The organism is Chlorobium sp., from assembly GCF_049593655.1.
Classification (GTDB): domain Bacteria; phylum Bacteroidota; class Chlorobiia; order Chlorobiales; family Chlorobiaceae; genus Chlorobium.
The window spans coordinates 1-16903 of sequence record NZ_JBAWHG010000008.1; the positions used below are offsets into that span (position 1 = coordinate 1).

Genomic DNA, 16903 nt, shown 5'->3' on the forward strand with positions numbered 1-16903 from the left:
CAGGAAAACCGTGGGCAGGTCCCGATACCAGAAAAAGCTCAATGCCCAGCTTCCGGCAATCAGGAGCTGCGTCGGCATGAAAAGCGGCTTGAACGGACTCGCCTGGTTGACGTGTTCCGGAAGGATATCGAGCCAGAACAGGCCGTGGATCAAGCCGCTGTAGACCATAAAAAAAAGTATTCCAACAATAAAACTGGTTTGTTTGGGAATCAGTTGACAGGCATCACTGGACATTTTGTCGGCGAGCTTTTCGCCCATCGAGAAAAAGGCATAGAACATGAAGGTTTCGGCAATGCCGTTGCCGAAGGTGAAGAGGATCACCGACGGCCAGTCGATCGTCCGGCCGCTGTCGTAGGTCGAGTTGGAATAGACGAAAGCGTTCAGGGCAACAATCACTACCGAGGCGGCAAGCAGCACCTTGCGGCGGAGATCGAAACAGGTGTTGTAGCTGAAGGTCTCCTTCCTGAAGAAGATCAGCCCGATTGCAATGGCTATGAACCAGTAGGTTAAAATTTTCATGGGAACGGACCATTCCATAATGATAGATAATTTAAATGGTTACGGATTACTGAGCGATTCTGGTTTTTTTTCGGAACGCTCCGGAAGAGGTTTTGCTTCCACGAACGCTTCGGCACGGTAGGAGCTTCTTACGAACGGTCCGGACTGTACATGCCGGAAGCCGAGCGAATCTGCCCGGTGTTTGTACTCGTCAAACTCCTCGGGCGTAACATAGCGTTTTACCGGAAGATGCGCCGCCGTAGGCTGCAGATACTGGCCGATCGTTACGATGTCGCAGCCGGAATTCCTGAGGTCGCCGAGCGAGGCGGCGATCTCTTCGCCGGTTTCACCCATGCCGACCATAAGGCCTGATTTCGTGGAAAGCCCGAAAACGGCTTTGGCCCTTCCGATCAGCTCCAGCGATCTCCGGTAATCCGCCTGCGGGCGTACGGCAGGGTAGAGCGATGGAACGGTCTCGATATTATGGTTCAGCACTTCCGGCGCCTCCTGCATGACGAGGTCGGCGTTGGCCGCAGTGCCGTTAAAATCGGGCACAAGGCATTCGATACTTACTTCGGGGTTTACGCTGCGGATGCTTCTGATGGCGGAGACCCAGTGTCCGGCGCCTCCATCGGCAAGATCGTCCCGGTTGACGCTGGTCAGCACCACATGCTTCAGGTTCATGCTCTTCACCGCAAGAGCTATCTTTTCCGGTTCCCCCGGATCCGGAGGCTCCGGCAGGGCGGTTTTATCGACCGCGCAGAAGCGGCAGGTACGGGTGCAGACCGATCCGAGCAGCATGAATGTGGCCGTGCCTTTCGACCAGCACTCCTGCAGGTTGGGGCACATGGCCGATCGGCAGACCGTGTTCAGACGGAGTCCCGAAAGCAGTTGCCGGGTAGCTGCGAAATGTTCGCCGGTCGAGAGCTTCAGCTTCAGCCATTCAGGTTTTTTCGCAAGGCCGTGAGTCATAGGGTAAAACAGATTGACAGGTACACCTGAGCCTTCCTGATTAAAGCTGCAATATAAGAGAAAAGAGGGTTTTTGTTTTATTCTAACCATATAGTTAAACTTTACAGTAAAACAGATCGCCGAACATTTCCGGGCCGCACGTCCCATGAAAAAAAGCAGTACGACAGAGTCCCTCATTTTACATGCCGCCGAACGGATATTCTTTCTTCGGGGATTCGATGGCGCCCGTATGCAGGAAATTGCCGATGAAGCGTCCATCAACAAGGCGCTCCTGCACTACTATTTCAGAAGCAAGGAGCGGCTTTTTGATGCGGTTTTCGAAGCGGCGGTCTCGCGCCTTCTGCCTCCGGTGCTGTCCGTGCTGCATCTTGAGCTGCCTCTCCGGGAAAAAATCACCGCATTTGTCGAAGCCTACTTCACCACTGTTCTGGAGAACCCTTTTCTGCCGGGTTTTATTGTCCATGAACTGCAGAGGAATCCGGCGCACTTCAGGGCGGTGATTGCGGCAAGACGCATCGACGTGCTGGAGACGCTGAAGATGCAGCTGCATGAGGGGGCCGAGAGCGGGATATGGAGGAGGATTTCAGCCGAGCAGTTCATGCTCAACCTTTTTTCCCTCTGCGCATTTCCCTTTGTCGCCCGTCAGGGCATGCAGGCTCTTTCAGGGAAAAACGACCACGAATACCTCCTGCTGCTCGAAGAGCGCAGAACACTCATCTCCGGCTGGGTGCTCGACATGCTTCGTCCTGAAACCGTAAACGTGAAATGAAATTACACATGAAAGGATTGTCCAGACCGGCGCGTCTTTACCTCCTGAACGGATTCGTCGGAGCGCTCTGCATGCTCCAGCTGGCCGCCTGCACCGGAAACGATCGTTCGGACGGATACGGCAATTTCGAGTCGACGGAAATCGTCGTCTCATCGGAGGCCGACGGCAAGCTGGTGCATTTCGGCGTCAGGGAGGGTTCCCGCATAGCGAAAGGAGCGGTTGTGGCCCGGATCGATACGCTGCAGCTTCATCTGGCAAAAGTCCAGCTCGAAGCCGAGCGTCAGGGCCTCGTAAAGAAAAAGGCGGAAGTGGCTTTCGACGCGGGAGTATACCGTCAGCAGCAGCGGAACCTGCAGCGCGATCTCGACCGCTACCGCAGGCTGGTCAGGGAGGGGGCGGTCGCATCAAAACAGCTTGAAGATCTGGAGAACCAGGAGCGGGTGATCGAGCGGCAGACCGGGGCGGTTGTTGCCAGAAATCCGGAAATCAGCGATCAGATAGCCTCCATGGATGCGCGTATCGCCCAGATCGAGGACCGGATCGATAACGCAACGATCAGGAATCCGATAGCCGGCACCGTACTGACCACCTACGCCGAAGAGGGAGAGATCACCGCATACGGCAAGGCGCTTTACCGGGTTGCCGATCTCGAATCCATGTATCTTCGGGCCTATCTCAGCGGTTCGCAGCTTTCGCAGGTCGCCATCGGCGACGAGGTGAACGTGCTGGTGGACGATGCAAAAGCTGCCGGCCGGGTGCTTCGCGGCCGGGTTACGTGGATATCCTCAAAAGCCGAGTTTACGCCGAAGATCATCCAGACCAGGGAGGACCGGGTAACAATGGTCTATGCCGTGAAGGTGCTGGTAAGGAACCCCGACGGTCTCCTCAAGATCGGCATGCCGGGTGAAATGCAATTCCGGAAAAACCGATGATTGCGCCTTCGGCAGTCCGGATTGCGGAGGTCGGCAAGAGTTTCGGAGCGGTGAAAGCGCTCGGGAGGGTCGATCTCGATATTCCGCAGGGGGAGCTTTTCGGCTGCATCGGGGCGGACGGGGCGGGCAAGACCACGCTTTTCAGGATCATCTGCACTCTTCTCCTGCCTGATCGCGGGCGTGCGGAGGTGCTCGGTTTCGACAGCGTTTCGGACTTCCGTGAGATCCGCCGCCGGCTCGGCTACATGCCGGGACGGTTTTCCCTCTACCAGGATTTGAGCGTCGAGGAGAATCTCCGGTTTTTCGCGGCCGTATTCGGCACGACCGTAGGGGAGAACTACGATCTGATAAAGGATATCTACACGCAGCTCGAACCTTTCAGGGAGCGGCGGGCCGGCAAGCTTTCCGGCGGCATGAAGCAGAAGCTTGCGCTCTGTTGCGCACTGGTCCACCGTCCTGAACTGCTGGTGCTCGACGAGCCAACCACCGGCGTGGATGCGGTTTCTCGCCGGGAGTTCTGGCAGATGCTCAAACGGCTGAAAGCGGAGGGGATTACCATTCTGGTCTCCACGCCATATATGGACGAGGCCGTCCTGTGCGACCGGATAGCCTTTCTCCAGAAGGGATCGGTGCTTGGTGTCGATACGCCGTGCGGCATCACCGGGCTTTTCACCCGTCCGCTTTATGCCGTCCGGGCACGTCAGAAGTACCGTCTCATCACCGCCCTGCGCCGTTATCCTCATGCCGCATCGGCCTATGCTTTCGGCGGCAGCGTGCACTATAGCGACAAGCGCCCCGCAGCCGATCTCCGGGATCTTCTGGCCTGGCTCGATGCCTCCGGCCTCGAAGATGCCGGGATCACTCAGATAGAGCCGGGCATCGAGGACGCCTTCATGGCGCTGATGGAACTGCAGGGCGAAACGGGAACGGAGGGAGCCGATGGCTGATGCGGTTATACATACCGAGAACCTTACCAGAAAGTTCGGCGCCTTTACGGCGGTGGATGCCATCTCCTTCAGCATTGGCCGGGGCGAGATTTTCGGGTTTCTGGGAGCCAACGGAGCAGGCAAGACCACGGCCATGAAGATGCTGACCGGCCTGCTCCGGCCAACTTCCGGCTCGGCCAGTGTCGCCGGATTCGACGTCCGCAGTGAACCGGAAAAGATCAAGCAGAACATCGGATACATGAGCCAGCGCTTCTCCCTGTACGAGGATCTTTCACCAAAGGAGAACATCCGTTTCTGGGGAGGCATCTACGGCCTCGACAGAAAGACGCTCCGGGAGAAAAGCGCAAGACTGCTCGAAGCGCTCGACCTGCAGGAGGCCGCCGATACGCGGCTTTCGTCGCTGCCTCTGGGATGGAAGCAGAAGCTGGCCTTTTCGGTCGCCCAGCTCCACGAACCGAAAATCGTCTTTCTCGACGAGCCGACCGGAGGCGTTGACCCGGTTACCCGGCGCCGGTTCTGGGACATGATCTATGAAACCGCGGACAACGGCATAACCGTTTTTGTGACCACCCACTACATGGATGAGGCCGAGTACTGCGACCGGATCTCCATAATGGTCGATGGCCGTATGGCGGCCATCGGCACGCCCGATGCGCTGAAAGACGAGTTCGGCGTATCGAGCATCGACGACCTGTTTATCCGTCTTGTCCGGCCAACCCCAATCGAGTAAACGGCCATGAAGAGTTTCCGGGGATTTGTGCTCAAGGAGTTCCTCCACATCTTTCGCGACCGGCGCACCGCGGCGATTCTTTTCGGCATGCCGATGCTGCAGCTTCTGCTTTTCGGTTACGCAATCCGCAACGAAATCAGCGAGGTGAAGCTCGGCATCTGCGACCTCTCGCACGACCAGGCAACCCGTGCGATCACAAGCAAGCTTCTTTCCTCGGGCACGTTTTCCGCGAAGAGGAACCTTCGTTCACCGGAGGAGATCGGGCCGGCATTCGCTTCCGGAGAGATGAACGAAGCCGTGGTGTTCGAACCGGGTTTCGCCGCACGGCTGCAGCGCGATGGCTTCTGCGACCTGCAGGTTATCACCGACGGTTCCGACCCCAATGTTTCGCGCATCATTACCGGTTATACGGCCTCGGTCATACAGGATTATCTCGGTGAGCAGTATGCGCCCTTTTCCGCACCGGGCGTGGTGCCGGTGCCGGTGATGCTTTTCAACCCGGCGCTCAGAAGCGTCTATCTCTTTGTGCCCGGCCTGATGGCCCTTATTCTCATGCTGGTTTCCGCCCTCATGACCTCGATCAGCATCACTCGCGAGAAGGAGATCGGCACCATGGAGGTGCTGCTGGTTTCATCCCTCAGGCCGACGGAGATCATTCTCGGCAAGGTTGCGCCTTACATGCTGCTCGCCTTCATCAACGTGCTGACCGTGCTTGCGCTGGCATTCATGGTGTTCGGGGTGCCCTGCCGCGGAAGCCTGCCGTTGCTGATCCTCGAATCGCTGCTCTTTATCCTGACGGCGCTCTCGCTCGGCATTTTCATTTCCACCATCACCGCTTCGCAGCAGGCGGCCATGATGATCTCGCTGGGAGGATTGCTCCTGCCAACCATTCTGCTTTCGGGGTTCATCTTTCCCGTGGCCAGCATGCCGCTGCCCCTGCAGGTGTTCAGCAACATCATTCCGGCGAAATGGTACCTCATCATTGTCCGGGCCATCATGCTCAAGGGGGCCGATTTCAGCTATCTCTGGCAGGAGACCCTGGTGCTCGTGCTCATGACCGTCCTGCTCATGGCGGCGAGCATACGAAAGTTCAGTGAACGACTTCAGTAATTACGAAAGCGGCGGCGACATGCGGCGTTCCATCACCATCATTCTCGTTATCCTGCGGAAGGAGTTTCTGCAGATATTCCGCAACCGGGGGATGCTGCCGATCATTTTCATCATGCCCTTCATCCAGCTTCTGATCCTCTCCAATGCGGCCACCTTCGATGTAAAGAACGTACCCTTCCACCTGCAGGATTTCGACCGCTCTTCCTTGTCGGCAAAGCTTGCCGAACAGTTCACCGGTTCGGGGTATTTCAGGCTGACAGGGGAGTCGTTCGGCAGCACTCAGGCGATCGGCGAACTGGTGGGTCGGCGTGCGGATCTCGTGCTGGTGATTCCAAAGGATTTCGAGCGGGATCTGGAGGTTTCCGGCAGCGCTCCGGTCCAGCTCGTCATCAATGCCGAGGACGGCTTTTCGGCCGGGGTCATTCAGGGGTACACCAGCCAGATCATCGCCGATTTCAACCGGGAGCACAGAGCCCTCTTTTCCGCTGCGGGCGCAGGGCGCGTTTTCCCGGAAATCCGCATAAAGTCCTCGGCATGGTACAATCCGGAACTTGAATACAGCCACTATATGGTGCCGGGTATTCTGGTGATTCTCGTCACCATGGTCGGTCTTTTTCTTTCGGGAATGAACGTGGTAAGGGAGAAGGAGGTCGGCACCATCGACCAGATCAACGTCACGCCGGTAAGAAGTACGGAGTTTATCGCCGGCAAGATCCTGCCCTTCTGGATCATCGGCCTCGGCGAACTCTCGCTCGGACTGTTTATCGCCCGGTTCGTTTTTCACGTGCCCATGCAGGGCAGCTACCTTCTGGTCTACCTCGTAGCCTCGATCTATCTTCTGGTCGTGCTCGGTATGGGCCTGTTGATCTCCACCGTCACCGAAACGCAGCAGCAGGCCATGTTCATCGCCTGGTTTTTCATGGTCATCTTTACCCTCCTGAGCGGCCTTTTCACCTCCATCGAAAGCATGCCGCACTGGGCCCGGAACATGACCATGTTCAACCCGGTCCGCCATTTCGTCGATATCATGCGACGAGTCATGCTCAAGGGGTCGGGTCTCGCGGAGATCTCCCGGCCGCTCCTGATTCTCTGCGCCTATGCAGTCGCGATGCTCTCGCTTGCGGTAAACCGTTACCGGAAAGTTTCGGCGTGAGGTGATCTTTCGGGGCAAAAACAGGTTGCTGTATACTGAAAGAAAAGCGAACCGCCAGATAACGGCGCACCCCTTCACCGGAGAATGAATATGAACGAACTGAAAAACAAATCCTGCCGGCCCTGCCGGAAAGGTTCCGCTCCTATGTCTGCGGGCGAGATCGAAGCGTTGCTGAAAACTGTTCCGGAATGGAGGGTCGTTGTCGAAGGCGGAGAAAACCGGCTGCAGCGCACCTTCACCTTTCCCGATTTCCTGCAGGCGCTGGCCTTCACCAACAGGATCGGCCAGCTTGCCGAAGCCGAAGGGCACCATCCGAAACTGATTACCGAGTGGGGAAGGGTGACGGTGGTCTGGTGGACACACTCGGCAAACGGACTGCACCGCAACGATTTCATCATGGCCGCCCGGACCGGAGAGCTGGCCTCCGCCTAAAGGTCACATCGGCAATGCATCCCCGATGCGTTCGCCGTGCTGCGGCGTGTCTCGCTGTTAGCACGGCAAATACAGCCGACGGTCTTCAGCAGTTGCTGCAGGTCTTGATGCCCAGTATCCTGTAGAGCGGGCAGAAGCCGATTCCTGAGGTAATGAGCGGAATCAGGCCTGCAATGCCCAGCCAGTTCTGATACACGATGCCCAGAACGATGACGATAATGCCTATAACTGCCCGGATAATCCGGTCCACCGGTCCCATGTTCCTGTTCATTTCGTCCTCTTTTAAAATGGTTCTCTCAATTGCCTCCGCGGTGCCCCATGTCTGCCTCTGGAGCCCATATTACGCTTGTACTTCACAAGGCTTTTCCCTGGCATTCCGTTCCCTCCGTCCAGCCGGCGCAATGTTCCGCAACCATGACAAAATCATGAATGTTTTGAAAACAGTCAGGTAACCCTATTTTGTTCAGGAGATTGTCCGCACAGGGCAGATCGCGTACACGGCAGAGTCCGGAAATTTTAACACATACCATGTTTTCAGAACCTGAAACGCAACTCGCATTACAGACCGCTCTTGAAGCCGGAGAACTTATCCTCGAGTGCTACGGCATGGAGGATATGCAAACGGAATACAAGTCCGATAACTCACCCTTGACCGTTGCCGACCGGAAGAGCAATGATCACATTGTGACGAAGCTCGCCGGGACCGGTCTGCCGGTTCTGAGCGAAGAGGGTCAGCCTGTTCCCTACGAAGAACGGAAGGCCTGGCCTGCGTTCTGGATGGTCGATCCCCTTGACGGAACAAGGGAGTTTCTCGCACGGAACGGAGAGTTCACCCTCAACATCGCCCTCATCCGCGACGGACACCCGGTTCTCGGCGTTGTCTATGCCCCGGCGAAAGAGCAGCTCTATTTTGCCTCCGTCGAGGAGGGGGCTTTTCTGGTGGAGGGCGCCAGAGGCATGACCGGTTCGCCGGAGCTGCTTGCGGATGCCGCCCGGAGGCTTCCGTTCTCGAGCAATCCCGACAGCTTCAGGATCGTGGCAAGCCGTTCCCATATGGACGAAAAAACCCTTTCCTATCTTGAACGTCTCCGGCAGAACAATCCCGATCTCGATGTGCTGCGTTGCGGAAGCTCCCTGAAGTTCTGCATGGTGGCGTCAGGCGAGGTGCACAGTTATCCCCGTTTCTCGCCCACCATGGAGTGGGATACCGCTGCAGGGCATGCCATTCTCAATGCCGCGGGAAAAACGCTGATCGATACCGTCAGCCAGAGGGAACTGGTCTACAACAAGGAAGATCTTCACAATCCGGGCTTTATAGCCCAGTAGCGGAGGCTTTTTTCCGATACCGTGCGGGCGTCAGCCTGCATGGAGGTTGTCCGGTGGAAAGCCTCACGGAGCCGGGTGATCGGGAGTTGCCTGAATCAGGAGAATTGAGCTGAAAGACACTTCTTTGAGCGAGAAATAAGCTATATTGCAAATCACTGTAGGTTTTTTCGCGACAGGGAGGGCTATTCTCCTGAGCAGTTGTGCGCTTTCGCTTCAATATTCAGACCTCTGAAGAGTGCTTTACCGTTTGTACGTCGGTGGATCTGAGTTTTTGGCGTATTTATCAATAAAACCAATCTCAGGTTCATGCGTATTTTAACGTTTACTGGAAAAGGCGGCGTCGGCAAAACAAGCGTATCCGCCGCCACGGCCGTGCGGCTCTCGGAGCTCGGTTACCGAACCCTTGTGCTTTCAACCGATCCCGCGCACAGTCTGTCGGACTCTTTCAATCTGCCGCTCGGTTCCGAACCGACAAAAATCAAGGAAAATCTGCATGCCATCGAGGTCAATCCCTATGTTGACCTGAAACAGAACTGGCATGCCGTACAGAAATTCTATACCGGCATATTCAAGGCCCAGGGCGTTTCAGGCGTCGTGGCCGACGAAATGACCATCCTTCCCGGCATGGAGGAGCTTTTTTCGCTGCTGCGCATAAAACGTTATGATGCCTCCGGCCTTTACGATGTCCTTGTTCTCGATACAGCCCCGACAGGGGAGACCCTCCGGCTGCTCTCTCTTCCCGATACCCTTGCATGGGGCATGAAAGCCGTCAAGAATGTCACCAAGTACATTGTCCGGCCGCTCAGCAAGCCGCTCTCGAAGATGTCCGACAAAATCGCGAGTTACATACCCTCCGAAGACGCACTCGATTCCGTCGATCAGGTTTTCGACGAACTCGAGGACATCCGCGAAATTCTGACCAACAACCAGAAATCGACGGTACGCCTGGTGATGAATGCGGAAAAGATGTCCATCAAGGAGACCATGCGGGCGCTTACCTATCTGAACCTCTACGGGTTCAAGGTCGATATGGTGCTGGTCAACCGGCTGCTCGATACCGAGGAGGACAGCGGATATCTGGAAAAATGGAAGACGATCCAGCAGAAATATCTCGGCGAAATCGTGGACGGCTTTTCGCCGCTTCCGGTCAAGAAGCTCAGGATGTACGAACAGGAGATCGTGGGACTGAAGGCGCTCGAACAGTTTGCCCGCGACATGTACGGCGACAGCGACCCTTCGGCCATGATGTATGACGAACCGCCCATCAAGTTCGTCCGCACCGGCGACATCTACGAGGTGCAGCTGAAGCTCATGTTCGCCAATCCTGTAGATATCGACGTATGGGTAACCGGCGACGAACTGTATGTACATATCGAAAACCAGCGAAAGATCATCACGCTGCCCATCAGTCTTACCGGTCTCGAACCCGGAGACGCCTACTTCAACAACAAGTGGCTGCACATTCCCTTCGACCTGAACAATCACAAGCAGAACGGAAGCAGACGGCAGCATGCCTGATGGTTTCACCCATTTCCTGAAACGGCCGCACTCCCGGCCGTTTTTTTTTGTCCGGAACTATAGAGAGCTTCCCTCCCTTTGATGCGAGCGCAGCAAGTGTTAAATTGGTATAACGCAAGAACATCCGATGCGCAGGCTACCCGGATGCCGGAGGCGCGGAAGGCCGGCCGCTGAAATCGCCTGAAATTTCACCTGGAAAACGGAGTCTGCGCAGGTTATGGACGCAAAGCGGCGTCTCACTTGAAACGCGGAGTTTTGCATCTCCCTGCGGCACCCCGTAACGCTAACAAGATCGCTATTTTCGAAAAAACCCTCTTTTAATACCATGCTCGGAAAAAGTCTGTTCTGCATCATGCTTGCCTTTGCGCTGGTCATACCGGCGGCCGCCCGGACCACGGCAAAATCCGCCTCTCCCCGATCCGGGGATGCGGCGCCACTCGCGCCAACGGCCGCACAGGAGGAGGCCGGCATGTATCTCAAGCAATTTCTTCTCGAGAGGCACTACAGGAAGGTTGTGCCGGGAGACTCCCTGTCCGTCGAGATTTTCAACCGCTATATCGACATTCTCGACGGCAGCCGCAGCTATTTCCTGGCCAGGGAGGTCGATAGCCTGAAGCAGCTCTACGGAAAGCAGCTTGACGATGAATTTCTATCCGGCAAGGCCAGTGCGGGATTCGCCATCTATAACTTTTTTTTAGGGCGGGCCAGGGAAAAAGTGCGGTATATGAAGGCGGCGGCCGGAACGGCGCCCTTCAGCTTTACGGTTCCCGATACCCTTGATTTCGATCGCAAGAACGATCCCTGGCCGGCAGACCGGAAGCAGTTGACCGGCTTGTGGACCAAAGAGCTGAAGTACCAGTGGCTCGACCTGAAATCGTCAGGAGAGCGCCCGAAAGGCATACGCGCCCAGCTCTCGAAAAACCTGACCGGCAGGCTCAATCTCCTGAACCGGCAGAAACCCGAAGACGCTTTTCATGCCTATATGAGCGCATTGACCACGTCGTTCGATCCGCATACCAGTTATTTCTCGCCGGACGAGTTCGAGAATTTCCAGATCGACCTGAGCCGTTCACTTGAGGGCATAGGCGCCCGGCTGCAGATTGAAAACGACTATATCGTCGTCAACGAGGTGATTGCCGGAGGGCCCGCGTTTAAAAGCAGGCTTCTGAAAAAAGGGGACAGGATCATCGGCGTCGGGCAGGGTGCCGCATCGAAAATCGTGGATATAACCGGCTGGAGAATCAACGATGCCGTAGGGCTCATCCGGGGAAAGAAGGGATCCGTCGTGCGTCTGAAGCTGCTTCCCGCAAGCCAGGGTGGCAGGGGACCGGCAAAAATCATCCAGCTCGTCCGCGACAGGATCAATCTTGAAGAGGAGGCCGCCGGAAAACAGGTTCTCCGGGTCAACGGACGGAAAATCGGCATCATCACCGTACCCTCCTTCTATCTCGATTTCGATGCCCGGAGACGCAACGACAACAATTACAACAGCACAAGCCGCGATGTCCAGAGAATTCTCGGAGAGCTCAATGCGGAAGGTGTCGATGGCGTCATTCTCGATCTTCGGGATAACGGAGGCGGTTCACTTGAAGAGGCCGTGAGCGTTACCGGACTGTTCATTCCCGAGGGGCCTGTGGTGCAGATCAGCAGTCAGTCGGGCAATACGTCGGTGCTGGCCGATAAGGACCCGAGAGTGCAGTACAGCGGTCCTCTTGCGGTGCTGGTCAACCGCTACAGCGCATCGGCGTCCGAAATCGTGGCGGCGGCAATCCAGGATTACGGAAGGGGAGTGATCATCGGAGAGAGAACGTTCGGCAAAGGTACGGTTCAGAGCCTCATCAATCTTTCGGAACTCTTCTCTCCGGGAACAGGCGGGCCGGGCCTTGGACAGATAAAGATCACGATGGCGAAGTTTTACCGGATTTCCGGAGGGAGTACGCAGCACAAGGGGGTCGTGCCGGATATTTCCATGCCGTCGATGATCGACACCGCCATTATCGGAGAGGACACCTATTCAAGCAGTCTGCCGTGGACCACTATCCGGCCCTCACTCTATCAGGCAACCGCCCAGATAACGCCGGCAACGATAGAGCAGCTGAAGCAGAAAGAGCGTGTGCGTTCAGCGGCAAATCAGCAGTACCAGGCCTATCTGCGCGATCTTGCAACCCTCGACCGGATCCGGAAGAAGAAGGGGATCGTGCTTCAGGATGCGGCATTCAAATCCGAAGCGGAAGTCATAAAACAGATAGAGAAAAAATGGGGAACCGAGCGGGAGGCAACGAAGAACGTCATGAACGATGTGCTGCTCAACGAATCGGCTTCGGTTGTCGTCGATCTTGGAGGAGTGCAGGCTCATCCCTGATGCTCGGCCTGTAGCGGGGAAGTGGCGCAGCAGGAGAGCGCGGTTTGTTTCCTGCGGGTTCTGTTGCATGGCGGTTTCGGCTTTCGTATGTTGGTTTTAAAGCCCCGCCGCTTCCTTTCAAACCCATGAAAAAAGGAGGAGTTGCTCTTGGACACCATACTTTCCTCGATCATTCCGGTTCTCGATTCCGTCCGGGCAACCCTGATGAACCACAAAAACGTGGTGGCCACCGGAGTGGGGTACAAGGTAACGGAAGGCCGGAAAACCGGGCAGTTGAGCATCGTCTGTTCGGTCGAACGGAAGGTTCCGCTCTCGAGCCTCCTGAGCCACGAAATCCTGCCGGAATCCGTGGACGGCATTCCAACCGATGTCGTCCCGACCGGGCGGATTCGGGTGTTTGAGCCTCCTGCCGGCCGGTTCCGGCCTGCGCCCGGCGGCATAAGCGTCGGCCATTTCGAAATTACAGCCGGCACCCTTGGGTGTCTGGTCAGGAAGAACGGCGAGCTGTACATGCTCTCCAACAACCATGTGCTGGCAAACAGCAACGACGCGTCGGCCGGCGACGCGATCCTGCAGCCGGGGCCCTACGACGGCGGGAAAAACCCCGAGGACATGATCGCCGAACTGAGCGAATTCGTACCCATCAGCTATACCGACGCCGAAAGCCAGTGCCCGATTGCCAACGGGGTCGCAGAGGTGTGCAACCTGCTGGCCTCGCTCACCGGCAGCAACAGCCGTCTGCAGGCGGTTACGGTCCAGTCTGCCCCGAACCTCGTCGATGCGGCGATTGCGCGTATCCTGAAACCCGAGGACGTAAAAGACGAGATTCTCGGCATCGGCTCCGTTACCGGAACCGCAGAGGGAAAGCTCGGCATGGCGGTAAGGAAGAGCGGACGCACCACCGGGTTCACCACGGGAGAGATCCAGCAGATCGATGTTACCGTCAACGTCAGCTACGGAGGCGGAAGGGTGGCGCAGTTCCGCGACCAGCTTCTGGCCGGCCCCATGAGTCAGGGCGGCGACAGCGGTTCGGCCGTACTCGATAACGACCGGAAGATCGTCGGACTGCTCTTTGCCGGAAGCGACCAGACCACCATCATCAACAGGATTCAGAACGTCTTCAGCCTGCTGGGAGTCGCCCTGTGAGGGCTTGGGCGGTGTTGCTGGCGTGCTTGCTTTCGCTTTCCGGATTGCAATGCTGTGGAAACGAGACGCACATGAAATCGATTCAGGAGACAAAACGCACCCACGAAACCCGGCTGCTGGCGCTGCCGGATGTGGTGTCGGTCGGCATCGGCATGAGCGCCGACGGAGACGAGGCCATTATCGTCGGGCTTGCCGCTCCCAACCCGGAGACCCAGGCCCTTATTCCTCAAAAGCTCGGAGAGTACCCGGTTATCGTGCGGATATCGGGTTCCGTCCGTGCGCAATAGGCAGACAGCTTAGGGCATCCCTCCTGTTTCGATGCCGAATCTCCTTGGTATGATCGGACACAACCATCCCCGACGACACGGTTCGAGTTGCCGTATCTGAATGGAAAAGCGGCGGAAAAAGATTCCAAACTACTGGTTTTCATGGGAAACAGCTTGCCGGCAAAAAAAGTTAAAGTCGCGACCTGGAGCGAACTCGAAGAGAAAAAACCGGTTTACGCCCAGGTGCTGAACGTTGATCTCGTCGTCGTCCGTTACGGAGAAAGCGTCTCGGTACTTTACGGGCGGTGCCATCATCGCGGAGCCCTTATGGCCGACGGCCATATCGACGCAAGGAACCTGGTCTGCGGCGTACACGGCTGGGACTACCGGTTCGATACCGGCATAAGCGAATACAACAACGACGAACGGCTCGAACGCTTCCCGGCATGGATCGACAAGGCGGACAACGCCGTCTATGTGGACGAAAACGAAGTCGCCATCTGGGCCGACCGGAACCCGCAGCCCTGCAGCCGCCACGCCTACGCCGACACGAAAGAGACTCCTGAAGAGCCCTTCAACAGGTACATCCGCCAGCTTGCCGCTACGCCGCCGCCGGCGTTTCCGGCCCATGGCAATGTTTCGGCGATGGGAGTGCCGCTCGTCGATCTTCCGCAGTGGAACGATATCCAGATGCTCACGGCGCAACTCTCAAGAGCGCCTCTTTTCGAGAATGAACCGGTGGACACCTCGGTCGTTATCGGGCCGAACGCACGCATCCCCCTCAGGCTTTCCATGCCAATTTTCGTCACCGACATGAGTTTCGGTGCCTTGTCGCGCGAAGCGAAAATCGCGCTGGCAAAAGGCGCCGAGATGGCCGGAACCGGCATCGCTTCGGGTGAAGGCGGCATGCTTGAGGATGAGCGGCGAGAGAACTCCCGTTATTTCTATGAACTTGCGCCCGCAAAATTCGGCTGGAACATCGATAAGGTCAAACGCTGCCAGGCATTCCATTTCAAGGCCGGCCAGGCCGCCAAAACCGGAATCGGCGGCATTCTGCCCGGCGCGAAGGTGAGCCAGGAGATCGCCGAAACTCGCGGACTTCGCCCTTTCGAGGAAGCGGTTTCACCCTCCCGTTTTCCCGATCTCTCCACCCCTGAGGACTTCAGGGATTTCTCCGATGGGATACGCGAAGCGACCGGCGGCATTCCGATAGGGTTCAAAATGTCCGCCCAGCATATCGAACGCGATATCGACTTCGCGCTCGACGCCGGCGTGGACTACATCATTCTCGACGGACGGGGCGGCGGCACGGGAGCGTCGCCCGATCTCGTGAAATACCACACCGGCGTACCCACCATTCCAGCCCTTGCCCGAGCCCGCGCGCATCTCGACCGGTGCGGAGCTAAGGGCGTTTCGCTCGTCATCACCGGCGGCCTGCGCACGGAAACGGACTATCTCAAGGCCCTCGCGCTCGGTGCGGACGCCGTGGCCATCGGCAATGCCGCGATTCAGGCAATCGGCTGCGTCTCCATGCGCGCATGCGGCAACAACCACTGCCCTGTGGGTGTCGCCACGCAGGATCCTGTTCTCAGGAAGCGGGTGGTGATAGGGAGTGCTGCCGAAAGGCTTTGCAATTACCTGCTGAACACCACGGCCCTGATGCAGGTTATGGCCCGCGCGTGCGGCTACCGGAAGCTCAGTGATTTCAGCAGGGACGATCTGGTAACCTGCAGGGCGGATATGGCCTCGCTTGCCGGCATAGCCCATGCCGGCGGATTTCCTGACGCAGCGAAATCATGATCGGAGCATGAAAGGTATCCTGTTATTTGTAAAAGCGTAGTATATTTGTATCAGGCACATAAAAAGAGTGACCGGGATATGTCGAAAATGAGACCCAGCGGCGGGTATCGCGATACCTGCAGTTTTCAGACGGCAACGATCATTTATGATGCCACTGTCTGGTTCTGCGAAGCGTTTGTTGATTCCCGCTCACGTCTGACCGATCAGATGGTACAGGCTGCCAGATCCGGCAGACAGAATATCGCCGAAGGCAGCCGCGCTTCGGCAACCTCATCGCAAACGGAGCTCCGTCTGCTTAACGTCGCGCGCTCCAGCCTCGAAGAACTGCTGCTCGACTACGAGGACTATCTGCGACACCGCCGCCTCAGGCAGTGGAAGCCCGACTGCCCCGAAGCGCTTGCCGTCCGGCAGGTCCCCCGGAAATTCAAGGCGGATTCGCCCAATTTATCCGATACGTCGGATCTGACGGATCAGGAACGATGGATGCTCTATGCGCCCTGGCTCGAACACGCCGACCCCGCCGTGCGGGCCAACGCCCTGATCTGTTTGATCAACCAGGCCAATTTTCTGCTCGACCAGCAGATTGCCTCGCTCGAAACCCGTTTCATCGAAGAGGGCGGCTACAGCGAACAGCTCGCAACCGCACGGCTGGCCCATCGGGTCAAGCAGAAAACAGACCCTTCTCTGCACATTCCGCTCTGTCCGCAATGCGGCAAACCGACCGTCCTGCGCACGGCGCAATCCGGAAAAAACGCTGGCAAGCAGTTCTGGGGCTGCAGCGCTTACCCCGACTGCAAAGGCGTTATTGCTATTTGACGGATCGCTCAATGTCGGGGAAACTCTCATGCCCGTCACTGTTTGCGACATCCTTGTCGGGAGAATTCCGGCAGGGGAGTCTGGCCTTCTGTCAGGAAAATCGGAAAAGTGGTCCGAGCGTCAGGT

At 57.1% G+C, this 16903-nt stretch carries 17 protein-coding genes; 14 read left to right on the forward strand and 3 right to left on the reverse strand.

Annotated features, from left to right (window positions below; genetic code table 11):
* Both WBP50_RS00905 and lipA read right to left on the reverse strand, forming a co-directional pair.
* Positions 1–519, reverse strand: a 519-nt coding sequence (locus tag WBP50_RS00905; protein WP_423931178.1) for a hypothetical protein, incomplete at its 3' end; no start/stop codon positions are given.
* A gap of 39 nt (positions 520–558) precedes the next feature.
* A complete protein-coding gene (gene lipA, locus WBP50_RS00910; RefSeq protein WP_423931179.1) occupies positions 559–1470 on the reverse strand; it encodes a lipoyl synthase in 912 nt (303 codons plus the stop codon).
* 145 nt (positions 1471–1615) lie between these two features.
* Here lipA and WBP50_RS00915 point away from each other — a divergent pair, with 145 nt between their 5' ends.
* From WBP50_RS00915 to WBP50_RS00945, 7 genes are all read left to right on the forward strand, one after another.
* Entirely contained in the window at positions 1616–2239 is a 624-nt protein-coding gene (locus WBP50_RS00915) for a TetR/AcrR family transcriptional regulator (protein ID WP_423931180.1), read from the forward strand.
* Positions 2236–3171, forward strand: a complete 936-nt coding sequence (locus WBP50_RS00920; protein ID WP_423931181.1) for an HlyD family secretion protein — start codon at positions 2236–2238, stop codon at positions 3169–3171. Before WBP50_RS00915 ends, WBP50_RS00920 begins: the two co-directional genes overlap by 4 nt.
* On the forward strand, positions 3168–4118 hold the full coding sequence (locus tag WBP50_RS00925; protein WP_423931182.1) for an ABC transporter ATP-binding protein: 951 nt from the start codon (positions 3168–3170) through the stop codon (positions 4116–4118). Before WBP50_RS00920 ends, WBP50_RS00925 begins: the two co-directional genes overlap by 4 nt.
* Positions 4111–4848, forward strand: coding sequence for an ABC transporter ATP-binding protein (locus WBP50_RS00930; protein ID WP_423931183.1), 738 nt, complete (start codon positions 4111–4113; stop codon positions 4846–4848). Before WBP50_RS00925 ends, WBP50_RS00930 begins: the two co-directional genes overlap by 8 nt.
* A gap of 6 nt (positions 4849–4854) precedes the next feature.
* A complete protein-coding gene (locus tag WBP50_RS00935) occupies positions 4855–5958 on the forward strand; it encodes an ABC transporter permease (protein WP_423931184.1) in 1104 nt (367 codons plus the stop codon).
* Between the two features lie 19 nt (positions 5959–5977).
* The gene (locus WBP50_RS00940) at positions 5978–7111 is read left to right on the forward strand and encodes an ABC transporter permease (protein WP_423931194.1); all 1134 of its coding nucleotides are present in this window, start codon (positions 5978–5980) and stop codon (positions 7109–7111) included.
* 90 nt (positions 7112–7201) lie between these two features.
* On the forward strand, positions 7202–7543 hold the full coding sequence (locus tag WBP50_RS00945) for a 4a-hydroxytetrahydrobiopterin dehydratase (RefSeq protein WP_423931185.1): 342 nt from the start codon (positions 7202–7204) through the stop codon (positions 7541–7543).
* 85 nt (positions 7544–7628) lie between these two features.
* Here the strand turns inward: WBP50_RS00945 and WBP50_RS00950 are convergent, their stop codons facing one another.
* Positions 7629–7814 (reverse strand): YgaP family membrane protein, encoded by a 186-nt coding sequence (locus WBP50_RS00950; protein ID WP_423931186.1) that lies wholly within the window; start codon positions 7812–7814, stop codon positions 7629–7631.
* Between the two features lie 257 nt (positions 7815–8071).
* On the opposite strand from WBP50_RS00950, the gene cysQ reads away from it, so the two are divergent.
* The 7 genes from cysQ (at position 8072) to WBP50_RS00985 (ending at position 16777) form a co-directional block, all read left to right on the forward strand.
* Complete coding sequence (gene cysQ / locus WBP50_RS00955; protein ID WP_423931187.1) at positions 8072–8869, forward strand: 3'(2'),5'-bisphosphate nucleotidase CysQ; 798 nt, start codon at positions 8072–8074, stop codon at positions 8867–8869.
* 306 nt (positions 8870–9175) lie between these two features.
* Complete coding sequence (locus WBP50_RS00960; protein ID WP_423931188.1) at positions 9176–10387, forward strand: TRC40/GET3/ArsA family transport-energizing ATPase; 1212 nt, start codon at positions 9176–9178, stop codon at positions 10385–10387.
* A gap of 325 nt (positions 10388–10712) precedes the next feature.
* Positions 10713–12749, forward strand: coding sequence for a carboxy terminal-processing peptidase (locus tag WBP50_RS00965; protein WP_423931189.1), 2037 nt, complete (start codon positions 10713–10715; stop codon positions 12747–12749).
* A 147-nt stretch (positions 12750–12896) separates the two neighbouring features.
* A complete protein-coding gene (locus WBP50_RS00970; protein WP_423931190.1) occupies positions 12897–13895 on the forward strand; it encodes a hypothetical protein in 999 nt (332 codons plus the stop codon).
* 71 nt (positions 13896–13966) lie between these two features.
* Positions 13967–14182, forward strand: coding sequence for a hypothetical protein (locus WBP50_RS00975; protein WP_423931191.1), 216 nt, complete (start codon positions 13967–13969; stop codon positions 14180–14182).
* A gap of 141 nt (positions 14183–14323) precedes the next feature.
* Positions 14324–15961 carry a glutamate synthase-related protein gene (locus WBP50_RS00980; protein ID WP_423931192.1) on the forward strand — a complete coding sequence of 546 codons (1638 nt, stop codon included), beginning with the start codon at positions 14324–14326 and terminating at the stop codon, positions 15959–15961.
* Positions 15962–16039: 78 nt separating this feature from the next.
* The gene (locus tag WBP50_RS00985) at positions 16040–16777 is read left to right on the forward strand and encodes a four helix bundle suffix domain-containing protein (RefSeq protein ID WP_423931193.1); all 738 of its coding nucleotides are present in this window, start codon (positions 16040–16042) and stop codon (positions 16775–16777) included.
* The last annotated feature ends 126 nt before the right edge of the window (positions 16778–16903 follow it).